At 68.5% G+C, this 22,846-nt stretch carries 22 protein-coding genes; 6 read left to right on the top strand and 16 right to left on the bottom strand.

The window, feature by feature from the left end; translation table 11 throughout:
* Window position 1 precedes the first annotated feature (1 nt).
* Together urtE and JI739_RS10760 are read left to right on the top strand one after the other, a co-directional pair.
* Window positions 2–700 (top strand): urea ABC transporter ATP-binding subunit UrtE, encoded by a 699-nt coding sequence (gene urtE, locus JI739_RS10755; protein WP_201683896.1) that lies wholly within the window; start codon window positions 2–4, stop codon window positions 698–700.
* 263 nt (window positions 701–963) lie between these two features.
* On the top strand, window positions 964–1,860 hold the full coding sequence (locus tag JI739_RS10760; RefSeq protein ID WP_201683897.1) for a hypothetical protein: 897 nt from the start codon (window positions 964–966) through the stop codon (window positions 1,858–1,860).
* 271 nt (window positions 1,861–2,131) lie between these two features.
* Here JI739_RS10760 and JI739_RS10765 read toward each other — a convergent pair whose 3' ends face one another.
* The 7 genes from JI739_RS10765 to JI739_RS10795 all read right to left on the bottom strand — a co-directional run bounded on the left by JI739_RS10765 (window position 2,132) and on the right by JI739_RS10795 (window position 8,088).
* Window positions 2,132–3,415, bottom strand: a complete 1,284-nt coding sequence (locus JI739_RS10765) for a hypothetical protein (protein ID WP_201683898.1) — start codon at window positions 3,413–3,415, stop codon at window positions 2,132–2,134.
* Between the two features lie 159 nt (window positions 3,416–3,574).
* A complete protein-coding gene (locus JI739_RS10770; protein WP_201683899.1) occupies window positions 3,575–3,799 on the bottom strand; it encodes a hypothetical protein in 225 nt (74 codons plus the stop codon).
* A gap of 10 nt (window positions 3,800–3,809) precedes the next feature.
* A complete protein-coding gene (locus JI739_RS10775; protein ID WP_201683900.1) occupies window positions 3,810–4,331 on the bottom strand; it encodes a hypothetical protein in 522 nt (173 codons plus the stop codon).
* Window positions 4,332–4,466: 135 nt separating this feature from the next.
* Window positions 4,467–5,297 (bottom strand): urease accessory protein UreD, encoded by an 831-nt coding sequence (locus JI739_RS10780; RefSeq protein ID WP_201683901.1) that lies wholly within the window; start codon window positions 5,295–5,297, stop codon window positions 4,467–4,469.
* 123 nt (window positions 5,298–5,420) lie between these two features.
* Entirely contained in the window at window positions 5,421–6,197 is a 777-nt protein-coding gene (locus tag JI739_RS10785; protein WP_201683902.1) for an ABC transporter permease, read from the bottom strand.
* The gene (locus tag JI739_RS10790; protein ID WP_201683903.1) at window positions 6,194–7,051 is read right to left on the bottom strand and encodes an ABC transporter ATP-binding protein; all 858 of its coding nucleotides are present in this window, start codon (window positions 7,049–7,051) and stop codon (window positions 6,194–6,196) included. Before JI739_RS10790 ends, JI739_RS10785 begins: the two co-directional genes overlap by 4 nt.
* A complete protein-coding gene (locus JI739_RS10795; protein ID WP_201683904.1) occupies window positions 7,048–8,088 on the bottom strand; it encodes an ABC transporter substrate-binding protein in 1,041 nt (346 codons plus the stop codon). Before JI739_RS10795 ends, JI739_RS10790 begins: the two co-directional genes overlap by 4 nt.
* 346 nt (window positions 8,089–8,434) lie before the next feature.
* On the opposite strand from JI739_RS10795, the gene JI739_RS10800 reads away from it, so the two are divergent.
* Window positions 8,435–8,701 carry a GlsB/YeaQ/YmgE family stress response membrane protein gene (locus tag JI739_RS10800; RefSeq protein WP_201683905.1) on the top strand — a complete coding sequence of 89 codons (267 nt, stop codon included), beginning with the start codon at window positions 8,435–8,437 and terminating at the stop codon, window positions 8,699–8,701.
* 205 nt (window positions 8,702–8,906) lie between these two features.
* Here the strand turns inward: JI739_RS10800 and JI739_RS10805 are convergent, their stop codons facing one another.
* From JI739_RS10805 to puuE, 3 genes are read right to left on the bottom strand one after another with little or no spacing between them, the layout of a single operon-like run.
* Complete coding sequence (locus JI739_RS10805) at window positions 8,907–10,130, bottom strand: M20 family metallopeptidase (RefSeq protein WP_201683906.1); 1,224 nt, start codon at window positions 10,128–10,130, stop codon at window positions 8,907–8,909.
* A gap of 8 nt (window positions 10,131–10,138) precedes the next feature.
* Entirely contained in the window at window positions 10,139–11,905 is a 1,767-nt protein-coding gene (uraD, locus tag JI739_RS10810) for a 2-oxo-4-hydroxy-4-carboxy-5-ureidoimidazoline decarboxylase (protein ID WP_201683907.1), read from the bottom strand.
* Between the two features lie 8 nt (window positions 11,906–11,913).
* Window positions 11,914–12,849 (bottom strand): allantoinase PuuE, encoded by a 936-nt coding sequence (gene puuE, locus JI739_RS10815; RefSeq protein WP_201683908.1) that lies wholly within the window; start codon window positions 12,847–12,849, stop codon window positions 11,914–11,916.
* A 93-nt stretch (window positions 12,850–12,942) separates the two neighbouring features.
* Here puuE and uraH point away from each other — a divergent pair, with 93 nt between their 5' ends.
* Window positions 12,943–13,296: a hydroxyisourate hydrolase gene (uraH, locus tag JI739_RS10820; protein ID WP_201683909.1), complete on the top strand. Its 354-nt coding sequence runs from the start codon at window positions 12,943–12,945 to the stop codon at window positions 13,294–13,296.
* A 46-nt stretch (window positions 13,297–13,342) separates the two neighbouring features.
* Here the strand turns inward: uraH and JI739_RS10825 are convergent, their stop codons facing one another.
* The 3 genes from JI739_RS10825 to JI739_RS10835 all read right to left on the bottom strand — a co-directional run bounded on the left by JI739_RS10825 (window position 13,343) and on the right by JI739_RS10835 (window position 15,360).
* Window positions 13,343–13,597 carry a hypothetical protein gene (locus JI739_RS10825; protein WP_236589482.1) on the bottom strand — a complete coding sequence of 85 codons (255 nt, stop codon included), beginning with the start codon at window positions 13,595–13,597 and terminating at the stop codon, window positions 13,343–13,345.
* A gap of 20 nt (window positions 13,598–13,617) precedes the next feature.
* A complete protein-coding gene (locus tag JI739_RS10830) occupies window positions 13,618–14,262 on the bottom strand; it encodes an IS110 family transposase (protein WP_201683910.1) in 645 nt (214 codons plus the stop codon).
* A 546-nt stretch (window positions 14,263–14,808) separates the two neighbouring features.
* Window positions 14,809–15,360: a hypothetical protein gene (locus tag JI739_RS10835; RefSeq protein WP_201683911.1), complete on the bottom strand. Its 552-nt coding sequence runs from the start codon at window positions 15,358–15,360 to the stop codon at window positions 14,809–14,811.
* Between the two features lie 43 nt (window positions 15,361–15,403).
* On the opposite strand from JI739_RS10835, the gene xdhC reads away from it, so the two are divergent.
* Both xdhC and JI739_RS10845 read left to right on the top strand, forming a co-directional pair.
* Window positions 15,404–16,219, top strand: coding sequence for a xanthine dehydrogenase accessory protein XdhC (gene xdhC, locus JI739_RS10840; RefSeq protein WP_201684120.1), 816 nt, complete (start codon window positions 15,404–15,406; stop codon window positions 16,217–16,219).
* Between the two features lie 118 nt (window positions 16,220–16,337).
* Window positions 16,338–17,534 carry a urate hydroxylase PuuD gene (locus JI739_RS10845; protein ID WP_201683912.1) on the top strand — a complete coding sequence of 399 codons (1,197 nt, stop codon included), beginning with the start codon at window positions 16,338–16,340 and terminating at the stop codon, window positions 17,532–17,534.
* A 10-nt stretch (window positions 17,535–17,544) separates the two neighbouring features.
* Here JI739_RS10845 and JI739_RS10850 read toward each other — a convergent pair whose 3' ends face one another.
* The 3 genes from JI739_RS10850 to JI739_RS10860 all read right to left on the bottom strand — a co-directional run bounded on the left by JI739_RS10850 (window position 17,545) and on the right by JI739_RS10860 (window position 22,757).
* A complete protein-coding gene (locus JI739_RS10850; RefSeq protein ID WP_201683913.1) occupies window positions 17,545–19,350 on the bottom strand; it encodes a hypothetical protein in 1,806 nt (601 codons plus the stop codon).
* 309 nt (window positions 19,351–19,659) lie between these two features.
* Window positions 19,660–21,558, bottom strand: coding sequence for a hypothetical protein (locus JI739_RS10855; RefSeq protein ID WP_201683914.1), 1,899 nt, complete (start codon window positions 21,556–21,558; stop codon window positions 19,660–19,662).
* Window positions 21,558–22,757, bottom strand: coding sequence for a hypothetical protein (locus JI739_RS10860; RefSeq protein ID WP_201683915.1), 1,200 nt, complete (start codon window positions 22,755–22,757; stop codon window positions 21,558–21,560). The genes JI739_RS10855 and JI739_RS10860 overlap by 1 nt, the downstream gene beginning before the upstream one ends.
* Between the last annotated feature and the right edge of the window lie 89 nt (window positions 22,758–22,846).

A 22,846-nucleotide genomic window follows, 5' to 3' on the forward strand; every position in this document is an offset into this window, starting at 1 on the left:
CATGCTGATCGCCAAGAACATCCACCAGTACTACGGCGGCTCGCACATCCTGCGCGACGTGAGCCTGGAAGTGCCCGCCGGCCAGGTCACCGTGCTGCTCGGCCGCAACGGCGTGGGCAAGACCACCTTGCTCAAGTCGCTCATGGGCCTGGTGCCGATCAAGAGCGGCGCCATCGAACTGGACGGCCAACGCATCGAGCGCTGGACGCCGTACCAGCGGGCCCGCGCCGGCATCGGCTTCGTGCCGCAAGGCCGCGAGATCTTTGCCCGCCTGTCGGTGCAGGACAACCTGCGCATGGGCCTGGCCAGCCAGCCCTCTGGCACGCCGGTGCCGCCGCAACTCTTCGAGCTGTTCCCGGTGCTCAAGCAGATGCTGCACCGGCGCGGCGGCGATCTGTCCGGCGGGCAGCAGCAGCAACTGGCGATCGCGCGGGCCCTGGCGGCGAACCCGCGCGTGGTGATCCTGGACGAACCCACCGAGGGCATCCAGCCGAACATCATCAAGGACATCGGCCGCGTGATCCGCAGGCTGGCGCGCGAGGGCCTGGACGGCCGGCCCATGGCGGTGCTGCTGGTCGAGCAGTACGTCGACTTCGCCGAGGAACTGGCCGACCACTACCTGGTGATGGAGCGTGGCGAGGTGATCGCGCGGGGGCCGGGGTCGCAGATGCAGGGCGTGCGGCAGCTGGTTGCGATCTGAGAGCTGCCCTGCGTCAGTCCCTCATCAGCTTCGCAGGCTGGCCTGGGCACCCAGGAGGCGGGCTGAACTGGCGCGACGGGCGCGTCGGCGCGAGCCCTCTCGTTACTTGAAGGCTCATAGACATGTTCTGCTGCTTCCGAACTTCTCCCCCGCCCGCGGGTGCCGCGCCTCAACAGGCGCGAGTGCGCGTGACGCCCCAACCACTCAGGCGACAGGTGCTCCCTGCAATGGCGGCGGATCCCGTGGCACCACCGGCTCGCACCGTGACCTCGCGCAGCTGCGAGTCGAGGGCCCCCACCCAGGCGTGGGGCGGCGACGACCGCAAGGCCGGCGGCGCCGCAGAGGGACCAGGACGGCGCGCCGGTACCCAGGGCGACGATGAAATCGGGCGAACAGCAACCCAGCAGTTGCGGAAGCTATTTGCGGGCAATCGGAAGATCCCGGCGCAGAAATTTCAGGAATTCCGGCGCCAGTACGCTCAGTTCGTCTTCACCGAGGCCGGGATCAAGGATCAAGCGCAAGAAGCCATCCGCACGGCACTCGACGTCAATGCGGCACCGCGCAGCGCCATGAATTCCTGGGATATCCAGGGCGCGGTGGACAGCGTGGTCGAAAGACTCGTTCCCGGCGCCATCCTCAAGGACCAGGGTTTGCTCGCGCCCTACCGTGCTGAGGCCTACGCGACCCGGCTCGTCCACCGGTGGGGCGGCGTGGATCCGGGCATCTCGAACAGCCTGATGAGGGACGTCCGGAAGTTGGCTCTTGTGAACACTCGCGGCCTCGATGCAAGCGTGATTCAAGCGATGGTCGCCGCGCGCATCAGCGAGTCAACGTCACGACAGGCCCGGCAGAAGGCGGCCGCCGCGAGCGAGCCTGGGCCGGCCGCTCCTGTTCGGGAGAGCAAGGCGGCTGCTCCGGTCCGACCCTCGGCCCCGCCGCTTCCGGGGAAGCTCGGGCTTGAAGACGTCGAGGCGTACGTGTCGCGCCTGTTCGCGCAGGCGGCCGAGCGTGGGGAGATCGGCCCGGAAGATGTCGGGAGACTCTCCCGACGGGTAGCCAGCGACATCGCGGTCAGGAGCGGCGGAGTGGACATGTCCCTGATCCAGATGCGAGTCCGCCACGTCCTCACCCAGATCGCCGAAAACCCCGGCGGCTGGTAAGCAGGTGCGGCTGGGAAGGGGTCGCAGGAGTCGGTTACGACTCGGCGGTTTACCGTGGCCCGCCACGCAGGGCTTCATCGGCTTGTTCCGATCGCTGCGCATCGTCCCGGACTGGACGGTCCGCGGCGGCCAGGCCGAACTCGCACTTCGCACCCCGATGGCGTCGATGCCAACCTGATTCGCGCGGCCGGCGAGCACGCGGTCGCAGAGTCGGGCGCGCGCGAAGCGGCGGCTGGCCGGCCGTCGGATTGAAAGCTCTCTCGGCTTGGCCTCACCGCCACTGCGCCGCCATCGAGTCCCTCGAAAAACGCGGATCACGCGTGATCGCGCCGAGGTCCACGAACTCCATCTGCGACAGCGGGATGGCGCTCACCTGGCCGAAGGTTCGCTCGTCCCACTGCACGCTGGGCTCGCCCTGCACGTAGAAGTCCATGCCGATGTCCGACACGTACAGCCCATAGCGCTTGGCCGCGGTGGCGATGGCTTTCGCCTGCGTGGTCCAGTGGTCGGGGATGACGAAGTCGGATTTCAGACGCAGCACCGCGCCGAAGGGAATGCCGCCGGGCGTGTCGCCGCCGGCGAAGTGCCGCGCCGGCCAGGTGTGCTGGCGCGCCAGCACGGCGTCGCGGAAGGTGACGCGCAAGGCATGGCGGATCTCGCCGGCCGAAGCCTCGGCCGCCTTCACCAGGAAGGGCGTGATGGGCAGGCCGGCCGCGTCGGCGGCGGTCCAGGTGTCGGGGCGCAGGTCCAGCGACTTGAGGTTCCACGCGGCCGTGGCCAGCGAGTACCAGCTGCCGTTGAGCTTGTAGGTGGCGAAACCTTCCCACAGCCGGCAGGCGCCCTGCTCGACCACCAGCAGGTGGTGGTCGCCGCAGGTGTTGGGGTCGTTGCAGGTGCCACCCTCGTTCTTCAGGTCGAACTTGGGGATGGGAAAGCGCCGCGAGCCCGACGGCACGTTGCTGCAGTTGCGGGCGATGCCGAAGCCATCGCCCTCGGCCACGGCGCAGTCGCTCTCGTGCGGCCAGCCCACGTCGCTGCTCACGCCGGAGCTGCGGAAGTCATAGGAGAGTGGCGCCCAGTCGGTGCTGGCGGACGTGCCGTCCACCAGGTTGACCGGGATGCCGTAGTACGCATCGCGCTGGGTGGGGTCTTCGCTGCGCCACCAGTCGGCGCGAAAACGCGTCGAGCCGCCGACCAGGTTGATCCAGCGGGCGCTGTCGGCATGCGCGGGGAAGCGCGAGGCGTCGTCGATGCGGGTGTTGAACACCGCATCGGCCGGGAACAGCTCGCAATCGCCCAGCAACGGCGCCTGGGCGGTGACGGACACGGGCGCGGGTGCGGGTGCGGGGACCGGCGCGGCGGCATCGCTGGCGGCCGGAGCCGGTGGCGCGACGGGCGTGGCCGGCGCCTCGGCGGCAGGCGGTGCGGCCGCGTCGACCGTGCCGCGCGAGGCGTTCACATCGGTGCCGCCGCCGCCGCCACAGGCGGCCAGCCAGAGCAGCAGCGTTGCGCCGGCCAGCGGGCGAAGCCCCGCCGGGATTCGAGTCCTGTTCATCAGCTCCTCCGTACAAACTCAAGCTCGGCGGGATTCTTCAGCCGTTGAGCGCGGATTCGCTGTGACAGGATGCAAACGTCTGGGGTGTTTCGTACGAGGGCGCGCGGGCCCCGCAAGCGCTCGGGAACCGCTCTTATACACGTGCTTCCTGGTTGAAGCTCAGGGCTTGCGCTTCACGTCTTCGAGCTGCTGGAGGTTCTCGCCCGAGTGGGTGCCGCGGTCGCCTTCGGCCCATTCGGGGCTGCCCGGCGGCGACTCTGATGGCGCATCACGCTGGTTCTCGTAGGGCTGGCGACCCTTGCCGTGCTCCCAGCTCACCTCGTTGCGGTAGCCATGCGCCGCCTTGTCGGCGGGTTTGTTCTGCTCGGACGAATCGATGGCCATGGGCAACCCTTCACTTGGGAAAGACAGGGAAGGCCGGCGGCAGCGCGCCAGTTCCCAGCGGCGGGATCGGGGTGGCGCCCAGCGACGTGGGCGGCGCGGCGGCGGGCTCCGTGCCGGCACCCATCGCCTGTCCGGCCGGCACCGTGTAGTCGTAGCTGCGCAAGATGCCGCCACTGGCGACGCTTCCGCTGGTTTCGCCCGGGCCCAGCACGCGCGCGTGACACGCGCGCTTGTCCTGTTCTTCCTTGAAGACGTCGCAGCGCGCCAGGGCATTCGATTCGTAGGCCGCATCGTTGGCGAGCGTGCCGCGCTGTCGTGCGGCCTGGGCGGCACGCGCCTCGTCCATGCAGGCTTCGCGCGCCTGCCAGGTCGCGCCGGAGCGGCAGGCCTGCAGTTGTTCGGAGAAGCCCAGGTGGTCACTGCCCAGGACCTGGGCTCCGGCTGCCATGGCGATCAGCGCGGTGGCGCTGAAGGCGGCCAGACCGCGGCGACCGGGCTGGATCTTGCGGGTGCGTTGCGCGGGCTTCTTCATGGGAGACCCTTCTGTTTCGAGTCCCACCAGTGTGAAACGCACGCGCCCTCCGACGAGCCGGAGACCCATGCCATTGATGCCCATCCAAAGGACGATCCCACCGTAGGACGGACGCTCGCGCCGCCCGCCGCCGGGCTACAGCGCCCAAGTGCGCAGGCTGGGCGCCGCCAGATCCCACAGTTCGCGTCGCCAGGCCCGACGCACGTCCTTGAGCACTGCCATCGCCGGCTCGACCAGCGGTGCCAGCACCCGCACCACCAGCACCCGCGCGTCGGGCGCGGTGGCCCCCGCGCAGGCCCGCCATTCGTCGGCATCGATCACCTCGCGGGCGCAGGCCAGCGCCCGCTCGCGGCGGTCTCGGCCCAGCTCGGTGCCGCTGGCGAAAAAGAGCGTGCCCATGCAGCGGTGACCCGCCAGGCCCAGCGGGCCATCCATCAGCCGCCTGTCACCTGCGTCGATGCGCCCGCGCTCCAGCCAGCCGTCCTCGAGCTCCAGGTGCTGCAGCACGCTGCCGGACTCGAACGGCTTGCCGGCCGCCGGCAGCCCCAGCGCGGTGAGGTCCCAGCCCATCACCTCGGCCCCTGGCTCGAGCTGCATCACCAGCCGGTTCTCGGCGTGGCAGCCGCTGTAGCACAGCGTCTCCTGCGGCAGCCACTCGAAGCGGGCGCCCTCCGCCAGATGCAGCTGCGTGCGCTGCACCGCGAGGGGTCCGTCGCTGCGGTAGAAGCGGGCCGCTCCCGGCGTGGTGACCAGGCCGTGGGCGCTGGCATCGACGTGGACGGCGATGTCGAGCGCGTCACCACCGACCAGGCCACTGGGCGGATGCACCAGCACGTTGTGGCAGATGGCCTCGCCCTCCGGGTGGAGGCTTTGCAGGATGCGCAGCGGCCCTTCGTGCTCGAAGCGCGCGAGGGTGCGGCCGGCCTGCGTCCGGTAGTGCAGCCGCAAGCGGCCGGTCCAGGTCATTTCAGGGGCCAACCCGTCCGCGCGAAGTGTCCGGGCACCAGGACCACCGCGGAACCGGCTGGGCCGGGCCGCTGGTGGCGCCCCCCTCCTCGGGTGGGAGGCGCCGCAGGCGCTTCGGGGGGGTCAAGCCTGGGAGCCCCGATGGGCCCAACCGGTGGTGTGCTTCTCCACGTAGCTGAACAACTCGTACATCGCCATGGCCATCGCACCCACCACCACCAGCCCCGCGAAGGCCAGGCCCATCTGCATCGCCGAGCCCGCCGAGATCAGCAGGTAGCCGATGCCCTCGTTGGCGGCGGTCATCTCCGACACCGTGGTGCCCACGAAGGCCAGCGTGATCGCCACCTTGAGCGAGCCGAAAAAGTAGGGCATGGAGCGCGGCAGGCCCACCTTCACCAGCACGTCCCAGCGCTTGGCGCCCAGCACGCGCAGCACGTCCTCCAGCTCGGGTTCGAGCGTGGCCAGGCCGGTGGCGATGTTCACCATGATGGGAAAGAACGAGATCAGGAAGGCCGTGAGGATGGCCGGGCCGATGCCGATGCCGAACCACACCACCAGGATGGGCACGAAGGCCGCCTTGGGCAGTGCGTTGAAGGCCGTCATCAGCGGGTAGACCGCGGCATAGGCCAGGCGCGAGCTGCCGATCAGGAACCCGAGCAGCAGGCCCACCACGATGGCCAGGCCGAAGCCGGCCATGGTCACCCAGTAGGTGCGCCAGGCGTGCGCCGCGATCACCCCGCGAAACTCCACCAGCTGGGTCCAGATGCGCGCCGGGCTGGGGAAGATGAACTCGGACACGTTGAAGGCCATGCAGATGGCCTGCCAGATGGCGATGGTCAGGACCAGCAGCACCCAGGGCGACCAGCGCTCGAGCTGGCGGCGGCGGCTGGCCGCGGTCATGGTTTCGCCTCCACGGCGGGCGCCGCAGTGCCGCGCCGGATGGCGCCGATGTGGCCACGCAACTCGTGCACCACGTCGGTGAATTCCTTGGTGTAGGTGATCTCCAGCTCGCGCGGCTGGGGCAGGTCGATCTCGCGCCGCACGACGAAGCGGCCGGGGCTCTTGCTCATGACGTAGACCGTGTCGGCCAGGAAGACGGATTCACGCAGGTCGTGCGTGACCAGGATGACGTTGAAGCGCTGCTCGGTCCAAAGGTCGCGCAGGATGCACCACAGCTCTTCGCGGGTGAAGGCATCGAGCGCGCCGAAGGGTTCGTCCAGCAGCAGCATCTGGGGTTCGTGGATGAGGGCGCGGCAGATGCTGGCGCGCTGCTGCATGCCGCCCGAAAGCTGCCAGGGAAACTGGTCCTCGTAGCCACCCAGGCCCACCTTCTGCAGCAGCGCCCGGGCCCGCTGCTCGAACTCGCCGCGGCGCTGCTTGAACTGGCTGCGGTAGGGCTCCACGATCTCCAGCGGCAGCAGCACGTTGTCCACCGTCGTGCGCCAGGGCAGCAGCGAGGGCGCCTGGAAGGCCATGCCCGAGATCTTCACCGGCCCGGTGACGGGCTGGCCGTCGATGCGGATGCGCCCGCGCGAGGGCATGCGCAGCCCCGTGGCCAGCTTCATGAAGGTGGACTTGCCGCAGCCCGAGGGGCCGACGATGGCAATGAACTCGCCGCGCCGCACCTTCAGGTCGATGGCCTCCACCGCGAAATGGTCCTGCGCCAGCAGCTCGTCGTTGTAGGCGAGCCAGACGTCCTCGAAGTCCACAAAAAAGGGGGGCTGCCCCCCCGTGGCGGTCGCCTCAGGCCTCATCGCTTGGCCGGCGGCAGCACGTTCAGCTCGGCCTTGGCCGGCAGGAAGGAGCCGTTCCACACGGCCTGCGGGTCGACCCGCGTCTTGGTGCCGAAGGCGTCGGACACCTGCGAGGCCATCAGCGACAGGCGCGCCGGGTTGAGCTGGCCGAAGCCTTCGGCGCGGGCGTCGGGGCTGGCGATCACGCTGTCGATGGCCAGCTTGAGCCGGCGTGTCTCCAGGGCCGAGTTGATGATGCCGTCGCGCTGCTTGACGTACTCGATGGCGGCCTCGGGGTTGGCCATGACCTCCTTGGCGCCCTTGGTGAAGGCCGTCAGGAAGGCGCGCACCGCCTCCGGCTTTTCCTTGAGGAAGCGCGGGCTGGCGATGATCACGTTGCCGTACAGCTTGACCCCGTAGGTGGGGTAGGGCAGCACCACCACGTCGTCGGCCTTGACGCCGCGCGCTTCGAGGTTGAGCAGCGAGGTGAAGGTGAAGCCGGTGATGGCGTCGACGTCGCCGCGCGCCAGCATGGTTTCGCGCAGCGGCGGGTCCATGGCGGTCCAGTTGACCGTGCCCACGTTGTTGGCCTTCTGGAAGATCGGGAAGGCGCGCCGGCCGGCGTCGAACACGGGCGCCCCGAGCTTCTTGCCGGCCAGGTCGGCCGGCTTGGTGATGCCCGACTTCTTGAGCGCCATCACCGAGGCCGGCGTGTTGTTGTAGACCACCATCACGGCCACCGGCTTGTTGGGCGCGTCGGGGTTGTTGGCGTGGAACTCCATCAGCGCGGCCAGGTCGGCGAAGCCCATGTCGTAGGTGCCTGAAGCCACCCGAGTCACGGCGCCGCCCGAGCCGTTGCCGGCGTCCACCGTCACGTCCAGCCCGGCCTGCTTGAAGTAGCCCTTGGCAACCGGCAGCAGGAACAGGGCGGCCGGTCCTTCGAAACGCCAGTCGAGCTGGAACTTCACGGGAGTCAGGGCCTGCGCCTGCGCGCTGGCGAAGCCGGCCGCCAGGGTGAGCGCGGCGGCGGTCTTGAGGAAGGTCCTCTTGGTGGTCATGCGGTTTCCTTCGGAGGTTCTACAGGTTCAATCGTTGAGCAGCTCGAGCAAGAACGGTGCCGACCCGCGGGCCAGGCTGACCGGATTGTCCGTGCCCCGCCGTGGTGCGTTCCATGGAGGAATCCCCACCCCGGGGCGCACCGGGCCGTGGCAGAGGTAGGGCGTATCTGACGGCGCCATGAGGTCCCCGCGCACGGTGACCCCTTCTGGCCGACTACGCTGCTTCCTCGGCCAGAAAACCATATTGATCACACCGGCCATCGCTTCAGGTGGTAGGTGGGACCGGGCCCTTGGGCGCGGGCCCGCTTTCAACAAACCGCGCCGCGTGCGCCTTAAGGAGTTGGTTATGAACTTTCTGATCTGGTTGATCATCGGTGGGATCGTCGGATGGCTTGCCAGCCTCATCATGAGGACGGACGCCAGCCAGGGCATCCTCTTGAACGTGGTCGTCGGCATCGTCGGCGCCCTGTTGGGTGGCTGGCTCATCTCGCCGCTGGTGGGCGTGGGCACCATCAACCAGGGCATCAGCATCGGCTCGATCCTGGTTTCGCTGGTTGGCGCGGTCATCCTCCTGGCGATCGTCAACCTGTTCCGTCGCGGGCGAGTCCGGTAACCCCCCGAAGCGCCTTCGGCGCGTCCCCCCAAGGGGGGCGCCACCGCAGGCCCGGCAAAGCCGGTTCCTGGGTGGCACTGGACAGGCCTACCGCTTCGCGGTGGCTGGTGACTGGCCTCCTTCGGGAGGCCAGTTGTCGTTTGGCGTCGTCTCTTGTTGTCGACGCGCGTGTCTGTTCCCTGGTCCTGCCCCTAGGCCCTAGCCCCTAGCCCAGCAACTCGTGCAGCGTGCGGGCAACCACCTTCGTGGCGCGACGCAGGTCGTCGAGATCGAGGCGCTCGTCGGCGCGCTTGGCGTGCGACTCGAGCACGGTGCGGGGGCCGGCGCCGTAGATGACGCCGGGAATGCCCGCTTCGCCGTAGAGGCGCACGTCGGTGTAGAGCGGGGTGCCCATGGCGGGGATGGGCTCGCCGAAGACGGCCCGGGCGTGGCGCTGCAGCGACTCGACCAGGGGGCGGTTGCCTTCCAGCGGCTGCAGCGCGCGGGCCAGCAGCAGGCGCTTGATGTCGACGGTCACGCCGGGTGCGTGTTGCGCGGCGGTCTCGATCACGCCGCGGATCTCGGCTTCGACAGCCACGGGGTCTTCCTCGGGGATCATGCGTCGATCGAGCTTGAGCACCACCTTGCCGGGAACCACGTTGGTGTTGGTGCCGCCTTCGATGCGGCCCACGTTGAGGTAAGGGTGCTTGATGCCGGGCACCTGCGAGCAGACCTGGCGGTAGCGGGTGTTGCACTCGTACAGGGCCTGCAGGATGCGCACCGCCGCCTGCAATGCGTCGATGCCGGTGTCGGGCACGGCGGCGTGGGCCATGCGGCCGTGCACCGTCACCTCCATCTGCAGGCAGCCGTTGTGGGCGGTGACCACCTCGTAGCTGAAGCCGGCGGCGATCATCAGGTCGGGCCGCGTGAGGCCGTGGCGCAGCAGCCAGCCCGGGCCGAGTTCGCCGCCGAATTCCTCGTCGTAGGTGAAGTGCAGTTCCACGCCGCCGTGCAGCGGCAGGCCCAGTGATTCGAGCGCGCGCACCGCGAAGGTGAAGGTGGCGAAGTCGCTCTTGCTCACGGCGGCGGCGCGGCCGTAGAGCTTGCCGTCCACGATCTCGGCGCCGTAGGGGTCGTGCGTCCAGCCTTCGCCAGGCGGCACCACGTCACCGTGCGCGTTCAAGGCGATGGTGGGGCCCGCGCCATAGCGGCGGCGCACGATCAGGTTGGTGATGGACTGCAGGCCCGCGGCTTGCACCTCTTCCTGCGGCACGGGGTGCTTTTCGGCATCCAGACCGAAGCCGGCCAGCAGTTCGGCCGTTCGTTCGGCATGGGGCGCGTTGTTGCCCGGGGGCGTGTCGGTGGGCACGCGCACCAGTTCCTGCAGGAAGCGCACCTCCTCGTCGAAGTGCGCGTCTATCCAGGCATCGAGGCGTTGGTCGTCGGTCATGGAATTCGTCAGAGGTGGTCGAGCAGGTGGGCGAAGGCCCGCACTGCCAGGTCGATGTCGTCGCAGGTGGTGCTCTCCAGCGGGTTGTGGCTGATGCCCGCGTTCTCGCCGCGCACGAACAGCATGGCCTGCGGCATTGCCTCGTGCAGCTTCATCGCGTCGTGGCCGGCGCCGCTGGGCAGGCGGAACACCGGCGCTCCCACGCCGCGCACGGCGTCTTCCCAGCGCCGCTGCCAGTCGGGGTGGCTGGGCGCGGCCGAGGCGCGCAGCGTCAGCTCATGCCGGGCCCGCGTGCCGCGCCGCTGGCAGATCACGTCGAGCTCGGCCAGCACGTCGGCCAGCAGGGCGTCGCGCTGGGCATCGCTCGGTGCGCGCAGGTCCAGCGAGAACTCGCAGCGGCCGGGCACCACGTTGACCGAGCCGGCGGGCACCTGCAGCATGCCCACGGTGCCCACCGAATCGCCGTCGCGCGCCGCGCGCCGCTCGACGAAGAGGGCCAGTTCGGCCACGGCACAGGCCGCGTCCTGCCGCCGGTCCATGGGCGTGGTGCCGGCGTGGCTGGCCATGCCCTGCACCGCGCAAGCCAGGCGCACGCTGCCGTTGATCGAGGTGACCACGCCCAGCGGCAGGTCCAGCTCGTTGAGCACCGGACCCTGCTCGATGTGCACCTCGACGAAGGCCAGGTAACGCGCCGGCTCGCGCCGCAGCGCGTGGATGGCGTCCAGCGTGGCGGGCAGGCCGGCGGACTGCATGGCCTGGCGCATGGTGATGCCCTGCGCGTCGGTCTGGTCGAGCCAGGCGGGGTCGAACTGCCCCACCAGCGCACCCGACCCCAGGAAGGTGGCCTTGTAGCGCTGCCCTTCCTCTTCGGCGAAGGCCACCACCTCGAGGCCGTGCGCCAGCCGCCGGCCCTGGCCTGCCAGCTCGCGCACGCAGGCCATGGGCACGAAGATGCCCAGTCGCCCGTCGTACCGGCCGCCGTTGCGCACCGTGTCGTAATGCGAGCCGGTGAGCAGGCGCGGGGCATGCGGGTCGCTGCCGTGGTAGACGCCCACCACGTTGCCCACGGCATCGTGCGTCACCTCGTCGAAGCCGCAGGCGCGCATCTCGCGCTCGATGAAGGCGGCGGCCTGGCGGTGCGCCTCGGTCAGGTAGGTCACGGTGAGCTGGCCGCGCTCGGCGAAGCCGGGGTCGCTGAAGGCGGCGAGCTGGTCGAGCCAGTCCCACACCTGCCGGCCCCGTGCCGGCTCGACGCCGAAGCGGTCGTTGAGCCGGATCTCGGCGATGCGGTGCACGTTGCGCAGGCACTCGGCGCGCTCGTAGGCGGGCGGGTTGTGCAGCCGCCGCTCGAAGGCTTCGATGATCTGCGTGCGCGTGAGGCCCGAGCCGCGCGGGCCCCGCACGGCCAGGATGAACGGGAACCCGAAGCGCGCGTCGTAGGCGGCGTTGAGCTGCTGCAGGCGCTCGAACTCCTGCGGCGTGCAGTGGGTCAGCCCGGCCCGGCTCTGCTCGCCGGTGGATTCGGCGGTGAGGGTCTGGCTCACCATGGCCTTGCCCGCCAGCTCGGGGTGGGCGCGCAGCAGCGCGAGCTGGCGTTCCTCGCCGGCCTCGGCCACGGCCCGCGCCATCGCGTGCTTGAGCGCGGCCAGCGAAGCGAAGGGCCGCTGGGCGAGCGCCGCCTGCGCCACCCAGGGCGAGTGTTCGTAGATGCCTTCGAGCAGGCGCACGGCCTCGGGCTCTGGGGCGGAGTTCAGCTGGGCGAGGGTGAGGGCCATGCGTTGCTTCAAGCTGGATAGGGATGCACTTGCTTCCAGTGCCGTGCGATGTCGATGCGGCGGCACACCCAGACCCGCTCGTGCCGCTGCACGTGGTCCAGGAAGCGTTGCAGCGCCACGATGCGGCCCGGCCTGCCGAGCAGGCGGCAGTGCATGCCCACGCTCATCATGCGGGGCGTCTCGTCGCCCTCGGCATAGAGCGCGTCGAAGCTGTCGCGCAGGTACTGGAAGAACGGGTCGGCATGCGAGAAGCCCTGGGGCAGGGCGAAGCGCATGTCGTTGCAGTCCAGCGTGTACGGCACCACCAGGTGCGGCACCACCTGGCCGTCGGTGCGGCGCACCCGCATCCAGAAGGGCAGGTCGTCGCCGTAGTAATCGCTGTCGTATTCGAAGCCGCCGTGGTCCACCACCAGGCGGCGGGTGTTCGGGCTGTCGCGCCCGGTGTACCAGCCCAGCGGGCGCTGGCCGGTGAGCCGCTCGATGACGGCCATGCCGCGCTGCAGGTGCTCGCGCTCGGTGGCCTCGTCCATCTGCTGGTAGTGGATCCAGCGCCAGCCGTGGCAGGCGATCTCGTGGCCCCCCTCGACGAAAGCGGCGGTGAGCTCGGGGTGCCGCTCCAGCGCCATGCCGACCCCGAACACCGTGAGCGGCAAGCCGCGCCGCTCGAACTCGCGCAGGATGCGCCACACGCCCACGCGCGATCCGTACTCGTAGAGGCTCTCCATGCTCAGGTGCCGATCGGGGTAGCTGGCCGGGTTGAACATCTCGGACAGGAACTGCTCGGAGCCGGCGTCGCCATGAAGCACCGCGTTCTCACCACCTTCTTCGTAATTGAGCACGAACTGCAGCGCGATACGGGCATTGCCGGGCCACTGCGCACGAGGCGGATGGCGGCCATAGCCGACCAGGTCGCGGGGGTAGGGGGCCGTGCTGTCGTAGGGCATGGCGGCAAGTTTAGGGGCTGGGGTTCGCCGAACGTGCCGACGTGCGGTGCCGGCTTGGTACCCTTGGGCCGGTCCCTGCTATCTCCAGAACCTATGCCTTTAACCACCCACGTCCTGGACACCATGCACGGCACGCCGGCTTCCGGCATGCGCGTGGAGTTGTGGAATCTGGATGCCGAGCCGCCGCAGCTGGTGCGGCAGGTGACGCTCAATGCGGATGGCCGCAACCCCGATGGGCCGCTGCTGGACGCCGCCTCGATCCGGGTCGGGCGCTGGCGGCTGGTGTTCGACGTGGCCGCGTATTTCGCGGCGCGCGGGGTGCAACTGCCGCAGCCGCCGTTCCTGGATCGGGTGACGCTGGACTTCGGGATTGCCGAGCCGTCGCAGCACTACCACGTGCCGCTGCTGTGCAGTCCGTGGAGTTATTCGACCTATCGAGGCTCGTAGCTCGGCAGGCGTCCCCTCCGTTCGCCCCGAGGTTCTATGGTTTCGGTCAAGCCATCATCACGCGATTGCGGTCGAACTGTCCGCCACTCTTGAAGAGGCTGTAGGCGATGCGAACCAGGCGGCGTGCCAAGGCCATCAGGGCGGCTGTAGCCGACAGACCCTTGGCGCGCTCACGCTCGTAGATGCACCGCCAGGTGTCGGTCTTGGCCCCGGCCATGCCCGCGTTGTACAAGAGGCGCCGGGTCTCTGTATCTCCGCGTTTGGACAGGCGGCGAATGCCTGTGCGCTGGCCTGAGTCCATGGGCCTGGGGTCCAGGCCGGTTAAGGCGACGATCGCATCTGCCGAGGCGTTCTCGGCGCGGGTGAACAGCCGTAGCAGGGCGCCCCGGTAAGCACGCCGATGCCGGGGATCGAGGTCACTGAGCGCATGGCAGCTTCGCCATCTGGCAGTTCGCGCGTAGCTTTGACGATCAAGTGCTCCAGCTTGTCGAGTGTGGCTTTCATGGCCTGCAGCAGATCGGCCATCAGCTCTGCGAGCGCGGGTCGGTGCACCAGGGACTGCTTCAGCGCGGTTCGTTGCTTTTGGACCAGCGTGCGCTCACGCAGCAGTGCATCCAGGCTCTCCTGCGGCTGCGTCAAAGGGCGCCATGTGCGCAGCTGGTCGTGCTCACGCTGTACGAAGCGCGCGATCACCCGCGCGTCCAGCCGATCGGTCTTTCCTCGCTGGCCAAGGCCCTGGGCGTAGCGCTTGATGTCCCGGGGGTTGAGCAGGAACACGGCCACTCCATGCGCATGGGCCAGACGGGCCAGCTCCCGGTGGTACGCCCCGGTCGACTCCAAGCCGAGGAAGCTGCCTGCCGGTACCGACCTCAGCCACTTCGTGATGGCCTTGGCCTGGTTGTCGATGCGGTGCACCTGCTGGCTGCCGTGCAATGAAATGTCCAGGTGCGCCGAGGCGACGTCCACCCCGAAGAACTGGGCTTTCTGCGGATCCTCATTCATTGTCAAAATGCCGGGGCCGGAGTGGGGCTCTTGCAGCGGCGTCAGCTTGCAAAAATCGGCGCTCGTTCCTTTGGAACGGCGCTAGGTTCCTAATCGACGCTCGGTGCCAGAGTGGGGCTTTCACTCAATGTGTCGGTCGAACGGGCTTTGTTCGCCGATGCCTGTCGATGTCCCTCCACTCCGGCACCTTGCTCCTTTCTTGATGGTTTGTTGTCGAGCTACGAACCATACAAGCCTGTCGAAGGGTTCGCGCAAGGGCTTCGACGCGCTCAGCCCGAACGGGTGCTGGTGTTCGAGAGGCGGTTTGTTGAGGGCCCTTCGACAAGCTCAGGACAGGCTTGTCGAAGGGCCCGTCGCGCGGTGCAGGCTTCGACAGGCTCAGCCCGAACGGAAGCAGCTCAGCCCGAACGGAAGCGGCTCAGCCCGAACGGAAGCAGCTCAGCCCGAACGGAAGCAGCTCAGCCCGAACGGAAGCAGCTCAGCCCGAGGCGGAGCCTGTCCCTTAGGGAATCAGTCCTGCCCTTCGGTCAGCGTGTCCAACTGGAAACGCCCACTCCGATCCCACAGCCAGGTATCCGTGTACGTCACCTTCCCCAGCCGCAGCGGCACAGGGTAGGGCGCGGCCGCGCGGACCAGCTTCTCGATCTCCCCCACCACCTCCGGTGCATGCTTGGGCGCCCGCAACCAGTGCAGGCGCCGGGGCTCGCCCCGCGCGTCCAGCTCGACCTCGAGCACGCCCACGGCATACAGCATGGGTGGCAAGCGGCCCGCATAGATGCGGTTGGCGTACAGCTTGTACAGGTGGCCGGCGCCGTCGCGCCGGTACTCGCGTGCCGTGCGTGCCAGCGAGGTGCCGGGGGTCGAGGGCCTGGCCGGGGCCACGGTGGGTTCGTCGGGCCGGGGCGGCTGGCCGCTCACGCCCGGCGGCGGCGGCACCGGCCCGGGCGGCGTGCCGGCCACGGTGCCGCGCGACACCGGGTTGGGTGCGCAGGCCGCCAGCAGGCCGGCCAGGCCTCCGGCAGCCAGGCTCTTCAATCGTCCAAGGGGGCCGGGGCGCTTCATCATCTCTCCTCGCTAAGCCTGCGAGGATACGGTCCTCGTGCCCATGAACGACCTCGAATCCGCCCTTATTCCGTTGCGACTGCGCGACCAACGTGCCGTGCTCGTGCGCGTGGCCTCCACCCAGGGCTCGGTGCCGCGTGAAGCCGGCACGGGCATGGTGGTGTTCGCCGACGCGGTGTTCGGCACCATCGGCGGCGGCCAGCTCGAACACCAGGCCATCGCCCGCGCCCGCGAGCGGCTGGGGCGCGCAACCGGCGAGCCGGATGGCCTGCGCGTGCCGCTCGGCCCCGGCCTGGGTCAGTGCTGCGGCGGTGTGGTGGTGCTGCAGTTCGAAGACCTGCAGGCCGCCGACGCGCCGGACCTGGCCGCCCGCCTGGCGCCGCCCTTGCTGCCGGTGGCCCTGTTCGGCGGGGGCCACGTGGGCCGCGCCCTGGTGCAGGCGCTGGCGCCGCTGCCCTACTCAGTCACCTGGATCGACAGCCGCGACGAGATCTTTCCCCAGCAGCTGCCTGCGCGCGTGCACTGCGAGCACTCCGACCCGGTGCAGGCCGCGGTGGCCGACCTCACGCCCGGCTCGCAGGTGCTCATCATGAGCTTCAGCCACGCCGAAGATTTGGACATCGTGGCCGCCTGCCTGCGCCGCCGGCGCGAGCGGGCCGACCTGCCCTTCATCGGCCTGATCGGTAGCCGCACCAAGTGGGCGACCTTCCGCCACCGGTTGCAGGATCGCGGCTTCAGCCCCGAGGAGCTGGCGGCCGTGACCTGCCCCATCGGCCTGCCCGGCATCGCTGGCAAAGAGCCCGAGGTGATCGCGGCCAGCGTGGCGGCGCAACTGCTGATGCTTCGTTCAACTGCATGAACCGCGCTTGCCTACACTCGGCGGGTCCTTCACTTCATCGGCCGCAGCGGTGCCCCCGGGGTTCGCGGCCTGTCTCCTGCTCAGAGCGCCCGCGGTGGTGAGCAGTCGCTGAGAAGCCATGGAAACTTATCTGCTCGACTGGGCCAACCTGCTGCTTCGGTGGGTGCACGTGCTGACCGCCATCGCCTGGGTCGGTTCCTCGTTCTACTTCGTTTTTCTCGACTCCAGCCTCACGCCCCCGGAGGACGAAGACCTCAAACGCCAGGGCGTGGGCGGCGAGCTGTGGGCCGTTCATGGCGGCGGCTTCTACCACCCGGTCAAGTTCACGGTGGCGCCGCCCCAACTGCCCAAGCACCTGCACTGGTTCTACTGGGAGAGCTACAGCACCTGGCTCTCAGGCTTCGCCCTGCTCACGGTGCTGTACTTCTTCAATGCCCGGGCCTACCTGATCGACCCCGCGCGCATGGACTGGTCGCCCGGCACGGCGGTGGCCGTGGCCACTGGTTTCCTGGTCGCCTTCTGGCTGCTGTACGACCTCATCTGCCGCTGGTTCGGCGACCGCGACAAGGGCGACACCATCGTGGGCGTGCTCGTGTCCATCCTGGTGGTGGCGGCCTCGTGGCTGGCCTGCCAGTGGTTCGCTGGCCGCGCCGCCTTCCTGCTGGTGGGCGCCATGATGGCCACCGCCATGAGCGCCAACGTGTTCTTCTGGATCATTCCGGGCCAGCGCAAGATGGTGGCCGCCATGCGCGAAGGCAAGCCGGTGGACCCCATCCACGGCAGGCGCGGCAAGCAGCGCAGCGTGCACAACACGTATTTCACGTTGCCGGTGCTGTTCACCATGATCTCCAACCACTACCCCTTCACCTGGGGCCATGAGCACAGCTGGGTGGTGCTGGTGCTGATGATGGGCGCGGGCGCCGCCATCCGGCAGTTCTTCGTATTGCGCCACGGTTGGAAGCTGGGGCGCAATGGCAACCCCTTGCCCTACGCGCTGGCCGGCGTGGCGGTGATCGCCGCCACCGTCTGGTGGATGGTGCCGGCCGCCGTGCCGCCCGCCGCCGCAGCCCCCGCGGCTTCATTCGCCGCCGTGCGCCAGGTGATGGAGCAGCGCTGCGTGATGTGCCACGGCGCGCAACTGCAGATGAAGAACGTGCGCCTGGACTCGCCCGAGGGTTTGCGCCAGCACGCGCAGTCGGTCTACCAGCAGGTGGTGGTCACCCGGCTCATGCCGATGAACAACTCCACCGGCATGACCGAGCAGGAGCGGGCGCTGGTGGGGGCATGGTTCGCTGCGGGGGCGAAGGGGGAGTGATTTGACTGGATCACCGGCTGTTCGGCGCAGCCGGGTACGTGGCGATCGTCGCTCGACATTGCCGGAGCATTGCTGGGTCCAGATTCAGCGTACCCAGGTACGCGCTGAGCGCACCGCGGCTTCGCCCACTCAGCGCCTTCTTGTCGGCCATCTCAGACAAGATCGTGGTGAGCCAGGCCAACTTGTCGCCGGCCGTGTGCAGCCGCGAAAAACCATGTTGATCGCTGCCTTGCGCGGCTGCATCGCGCAGCAGTTCGCGAACGAAGTGAGTCGGGTTGCCGCCCTCGGCCAGGATGTCGAAAGCAGCGAAGAGCCGTGCGCGATCGTTGGTCGGCGTGCCCAGCACCATGCTTCTGATCTTGTCGACGCTTGGCCCGTCGCTGGCCACTTGCTTCGTGAGGGCCGCCAGCTGGATCGCCCATCCCTCGGGAGACCCGACTCGTTCGTGGCGGGCCTTCAACACCTGCGCGCTGATGTCGTCATAGGCGATCGGTTTCGCCAGCCTGGTCAACGCGCCAGCGACTTCAGCGGTGAAGTCTCCCACGTCGGCCGTATCCCGCCTCAGAGCCGCGACTTCACTCGCGATGCGATCCTGCGCGGGTGAGCCAAGCAGCTGGGTAAGCGATTCGCCTGCGCGCGCACAACGGTCGACCACGTCAGCCTCGGAGAGCGAAAGCAGCCCGTTGACCAACTTGCCCACAGATCCGAAAGCGATGGCATCCCCACCGTACGTGGCCTCGTACTTGTCCATGACGGCATTGAAGAGCCTGCTTATCAGCGGCGCCGAGTCCTCCCCCGCGTGGTCGCGGATGCACTGCGCGAAGGCAGCCCATGCGATCGGATGTTCGGCGGCCGGTGCCTGCGCCAGGACCTTGGCCACCGCCTGGGCGATGGTCTTCTTGTTCGGGAAAAGAAGTTCCTGGCGCCAGCGGGCGGCGGTGATGTCGTATTCAGCTTGCCGTTGAACCTGTTTGCTCAGAGGCAGCTTCGTCGCGGACGTGGCCGCGTGCTCGAGATGGCCGAGCCCGGCGCTCGTGAGTTTTTTACCGAGCCCCGAGATCGACGTGGTCGGGTCCCCATCCACCTGCGCGGCCAGGACATGGGCCATGGCGGACACCAGATGTTCCTTCTGGATTTCGCTGATCCTGGATTTCGCCAGGGCGTTTGCGAATTCCTCCAGGCGATCGGACTTGAGCCCTCCGCCGGTGATTTCCGCGCAGGCAAAGAGCGCGAGCGAGTAGAAGTGGTCACCCGTCTTGCCGGCCAAGCCGTCCAGGGCAACCTTGAGACCGTCCTTGTTGCTGATTGCTTGCCGCAGCGCCGCGCGCGGCTTGCTCTCGTCATGGGCCACGCCCTGCAAGTCTGCGGGCAGTTTGCTCGATCCGAGCCGGAAGAAGGAGGCGATGGATTTGCCGCGGGGCGCGACATCCTGGCTGGGGACGGCGCCGCGGGCGGCCGGATGTCCGCTGCCCCGCGGCTTGCCCGCGGCGGGCGGGCCGGAAAACACAGGCATCAGCGCTTGGGTGAATGCCTGGATGGCGGCACCGTCTTCACCTTGGCTTTCGGCTGCGACTTCCACGAACTTCCGTGTCAGCGCAAGCATTCCGCTTGGATCGTGCGCGGAGCTGACCTGCGCGTAGCCCGGGATCAGCTCGCTGATCAGGATCTCACGCAACTTGGCCTTTTCCGTGGGTGTCCCTTTGATCCCCTGCGCGAGCTGCCAGACACCGCGAGCAAGCTCGCCAGCCCTGGTCTCTGGGCTCTTTGCGGGCTGCGAAGCCGTCTTCTTCCACAACGCGGCGACGCCTTCCCTCACGGGGCGGTCAACAGGACCGTCCTTTTCGCGGCGCGAAGGCGCGTCGGGTGACGACGGGGGTTGCTGAACGACACGGGCCGAGCGATCACTCAGAGCGGGGCGGGCCGAACGGGGGACTTCGGTGGTGTGGGTGCGCCTGTGCGAAGGCGCCACGTGGTGCGGGCCCACCATCGTTTGGCCAGGCCCGCCGGCGCTTGATTGGCTTGGACGGTTGGCGTGCTTGTGATCGCGTAGATCTTCTTGACCAACGGATGGACGGCGGCTGGTCGGAGGCGTGTGCATGAGATTTTTCCTGGGTACTCGAACCGGTCAAGAGCCGACCGAAGGCGTCGCGCCCCAGCCCAGCCCTGAAAGGAACGTCGCGGTCTCGTCGATCACCGTCATGTCCGGGGCCTTGGCGGCACTCGAGTCGACAAGCTTGCTGATTCCGGCGTTTGCCGCTGGCGTCCCTGCGAGCGCCTCCACCAGCGCATCGCGGAACAGCCGTCGGGGCGAGTCCATGCCGGCAGCGCCTTCAGAGCTGAATCGCTGGCTCAGCGTCCACAGGGCAAGTGCCGCCGTGCGTGGACTCTCCTGCCGCAGCTGCCGCAGCACGTTGGCGGCGAATGGCCCGCCGGCATGCGAGGGCAGTTGGATGTCGCGCCAGTGCTCAATGACCTTGCGATCCTCCGCAGGGCTGCCCTTGGTGCCAGCCCTCCTCGTGTCAGGCGCAGCCGACGGCGCCTGCGGCGGAGTGGCGCGCGGGTCAGTGGTGGGCGCGGCGCTTTCTGCACGGGTGAGTTCGCTGCGAAGCCGATCCTGGGTTGCCGCCCCTACGCTGTCGTCCAAGGTCATGCTCACGGCCGAGAGCAAGGCCGCTTTCTTCGAAGCATTTTCAGGACCACTCATGTGGGCAGAAATGGCCTCCATGAGTCCGTTGAGCCGGTCCTCACTCATGCCCAAGGCGGTTCCATCGTCCGCCTTCTGGTCGGGGTGGCTGCTCGCACCCAGTGCCGCGCACAGCGTCAAGGCGCGGGAGTAGTAGGTGTCCGGGTCCTGGGTGTCGAGGCGACCGATCAGGCTCTTGAACTCCTCCTGAGAGGGGACGCCGGAATCGGGTACCGCCTCGCGAAGCTGTGAGCGAAGAGACAACTCCGCGTCGGACTGCGCTTGGAAGATCGGTCGCATGTCCCGCTCGAATGCGGCAATGGAATAGGTGTTGAGCGACGGGCCCGCAAGCCGCGCAAAACCCCGGGGCGGGTGCTGCGAAGACATCAGTTCGTCCAGGCCGTGCTCCAGGCGCGCCAGGTCCTTCGGCTCTGAAATCTCGTACCGGCTCTTGTACGATTCGAAGGCATGCTGCTTCAGCGCCTGCAATTCGCTGGCCGGTCTGTCGGCGGCCTTGAGCTTGTAGGCTTGGGCGGCCAGGGCAAGGCCTTGAGTGGCAGCGCTCTTGTGGGTGGCGAGGATGTCTGCCGGGGCCCTGGCCTGCGCCTTGATCTGCGCCCGGAACTCATGGGTCTTGGCGGCATCCGGAATGCCGATCGGGTCGAAAACACTGGGTTTTGCGGGCAGCGCCCAGTCCCCCAAGCGACCGCCATGGAGCCCTTCGGGGCCAGTCGTTCCTTTGATGTGCGCCTGTAGCGCGACGATCGAGTCGAGGTGAATGTTGCGCTGGTCGCTCACCATCCGATAAGCCAAGGACGTTCCATCCTGATGGTCCAGCATGGACGTCAGGAGATTTCCGAGCTGGCACAAGTCGGTGAATCTTTCGTCGCCCGAGTAGTTCTGCATGACGGCGCTGCGCAGCCGCGCGATCTCGCCTTCGGGGTCAGCGCCCCCTTGGGTGCGAATGCGGTCGGCAAACGCGGCCCAGGCAATCGGCTGGTCTTCAAGCGGGTCGTCGAAGGCGGCGTGGACCGCCGCTGCCGGATCCTGCTGGTAGCTCGCCTGGTAGCGGGCGAAGGTGTCGGTGAAGTGCTGCGTAGCCACCGCGGGCTTGGCCGCCGCGCCGGTCAACCGGTCTTTCAACGAGGTCGAATTCGGCGGCGTGGACCCGTTGTCGGGTGGCAGCCCGGATTTGCCGGGCGCTGCCTGGTTGGGCGCGTGGGTGACGCCGCGAAACCAGGCCGACATGCTCTTGTTACCGGCAGGTTGGTGGCTGTTGCTGGCAACCGCGCCCTCAGAGGGCCTGGGGCCGCTTTTGAACCATGAGGCGAGACGGTCCATCAGCTGTACTTCCTTTCGGGGGGCGCGGCTGCCTTTTCAGGCTCCCAGCGGTACCACTGCCGCGCCTTTTCGAATGCCGAGAAATACGCCGGTCGTACGGCCGCTGCAGTCTTGTCGATGGCGCCCTTCACCTGCCGGCGCGACTCCTCTTTCATCTCGGGGCCGTCTAACGCATGACCCAGCGCGGTGAGCAACTCCTGCTTCTGGTCTTGGGTGAGCGTCGCGTGATCCAGCACTGCGGCGGCGAAAGCCTGGATCTTGTCTTGGGCCACGGCGAAGCAGACCGTCAGGGCGCGGGAGAAGAATTCATCGTCCTGATGCTGGGGTGGGAGCCCGACCACGAGGCAGCTCAGCGCCTCGCTCCATCGCCCAGTTCGAGCCAGCTCTTTGAGGGTTGTACGGTGGGCCTCTTCAGACCATGGCTCGTCAGGTGTCTTGAGCCTGCTGGAGGAGGGCGTCGCGGCTGATGAAGATCGTTCGGCGTGCTGGCTCTCCCGTACCGGGTGGCTCGGACGCTCAGTCTCCGTCGCGGGGAGCGGATGCACGGCAGCGGCATGCGAGTCCGGGCTGGGAACGTCGAGCCGCTCGACGCTGAGCGCGGCAGCTCGCTCCACGGCAGCTGCCCGTTCGAACGCCTTGAGGGGCCGCGACACTGCATGGACCGTAACGGTCTGACGAACGTTCTTGCGCTCAGGCCGCATGCGCGCCTCGCCAGCGCCATGGGCGACGTCCGACGCTTTCTGCTGCGGCGCCGCCGCCGCGGACGAGGCGCCGGCAGCGGAGGCCTGGGAGGTGGGGCGGGCAATCGGCTGCGGCTCCGCCGACGATGACAGTGAGACGGTGGCCGGCTGCTCGGGCCGGTGCCGGGCCGGCTTGGGCTGAGGAGAGCCTGCGGCCCTCTTTGAGTCTGGGGAGCGCGCCGAGGTTGATTGCCGCACCGGCTGCCGGTGTGGAGACGATTTCGCATGGCCCTGCGAGGGTGGAAGCGCCTGGGCGTCCCGCGCCCTGAGGGTTTTCTCCGACTGCTCTTTGACCTTGCTGTTGTACTCAGCAGCACGCGTGGCTCTGCCACTGCCCTGTTCGCTGCGAAGACGGGCCGCGTCAGCGAGCTTGCGCTGCGTCGCCGCCGTATCGATGGGCGGCGCCGTCCGCGTCTTGGCCAATGAACTGGTGGTGGACTTCAGGTATCCCGGCGGCATCAAGTACTCCTCCCCGCCGGGCGGCGCACGAGCGCCTCGCACGACCCCGCAGGTCGTCAGAAGTAACAGGAGCTACCGCTCGCGTTCCA

It is taken from the genome of Ramlibacter aurantiacus, assembly GCF_016722895.1.
Taxonomy (GTDB): domain Bacteria; phylum Pseudomonadota; class Gammaproteobacteria; order Burkholderiales; family Burkholderiaceae_C; genus Ramlibacter; species Ramlibacter aurantiacus.

Bases quoted from the DNA above. Each gene is read 5' to 3' on its own strand.
- urtE (WP_201683896.1), top strand. From the start codon at position 2: ATGCTGATCGCCAAGAACATCCACCAGTACTACGGCGGCTCGCACATC.
- JI739_RS10765 (WP_201683898.1), bottom strand. From the start codon at position 3,415: ATGAACAGGACTCGAATCCCGGCGGGGCTTCGCCCGCTGGCCGGCGCA.
- JI739_RS10770 (WP_201683899.1), bottom strand. From the start codon at position 3,799: ATGGCCATCGATTCGTCCGAGCAGAACAAACCCGCCGACAAGGCGGCG.
- JI739_RS10775 (WP_201683900.1), bottom strand. From the start codon at position 4,331: ATGAAGAAGCCCGCGCAACGCACCCGCAAGATCCAGCCCGGTCGCCGC.
- JI739_RS10780 (WP_201683901.1), bottom strand. From the start codon at position 5,297: ATGACCTGGACCGGCCGCTTGCGGCTGCACTACCGGACGCAGGCCGGC.
- JI739_RS10785 (WP_201683902.1), bottom strand. From the start codon at position 6,197: ATGACCGCGGCCAGCCGCCGCCGCCAGCTCGAGCGCTGGTCGCCCTGG.
- JI739_RS10790 (WP_201683903.1), bottom strand. From the start codon at position 7,051: ATGAGGCCTGAGGCGACCGCCACGGGGGGGCAGCCCCCCTTTTTTGTG.
- JI739_RS10795 (WP_201683904.1), bottom strand. From the start codon at position 8,088: ATGACCACCAAGAGGACCTTCCTCAAGACCGCCGCCGCGCTCACCCTG.
- JI739_RS10800 (WP_201683905.1), top strand. From the start codon at position 8,435: ATGAACTTTCTGATCTGGTTGATCATCGGTGGGATCGTCGGATGGCTT.
- JI739_RS10805 (WP_201683906.1), bottom strand. From the start codon at position 10,130: ATGACCGACGACCAACGCCTCGATGCCTGGATAGACGCGCACTTCGAC.
- uraD (WP_201683907.1), bottom strand. From the start codon at position 11,905: ATGGCCCTCACCCTCGCCCAGCTGAACTCCGCCCCAGAGCCCGAGGCC.
- puuE (WP_201683908.1), bottom strand. From the start codon at position 12,849: ATGCCCTACGACAGCACGGCCCCCTACCCCCGCGACCTGGTCGGCTAT.
- uraH (WP_201683909.1), top strand. From the start codon at position 12,943: ATGCCTTTAACCACCCACGTCCTGGACACCATGCACGGCACGCCGGCT.
- JI739_RS10825 (WP_236589482.1), bottom strand. From the start codon at position 13,597: ATGGACTCAGGCCAGCGCACAGGCATTCGCCGCCTGTCCAAACGCGGA.
- JI739_RS10835 (WP_201683911.1), bottom strand. From the start codon at position 15,360: ATGAAGCGCCCCGGCCCCCTTGGACGATTGAAGAGCCTGGCTGCCGGA.
- xdhC (WP_201684120.1), top strand. From the start codon at position 15,404: ATGAACGACCTCGAATCCGCCCTTATTCCGTTGCGACTGCGCGACCAA.
- JI739_RS10845 (WP_201683912.1), top strand. From the start codon at position 16,338: ATGGAAACTTATCTGCTCGACTGGGCCAACCTGCTGCTTCGGTGGGTG.
- JI739_RS10855 (WP_201683914.1), bottom strand. From the start codon at position 21,558: ATGGACCGTCTCGCCTCATGGTTCAAAAGCGGCCCCAGGCCCTCTGAG.
- JI739_RS10860 (WP_201683915.1), bottom strand. From the start codon at position 22,757: ATGCCGCCGGGATACCTGAAGTCCACCACCAGTTCATTGGCCAAGACG.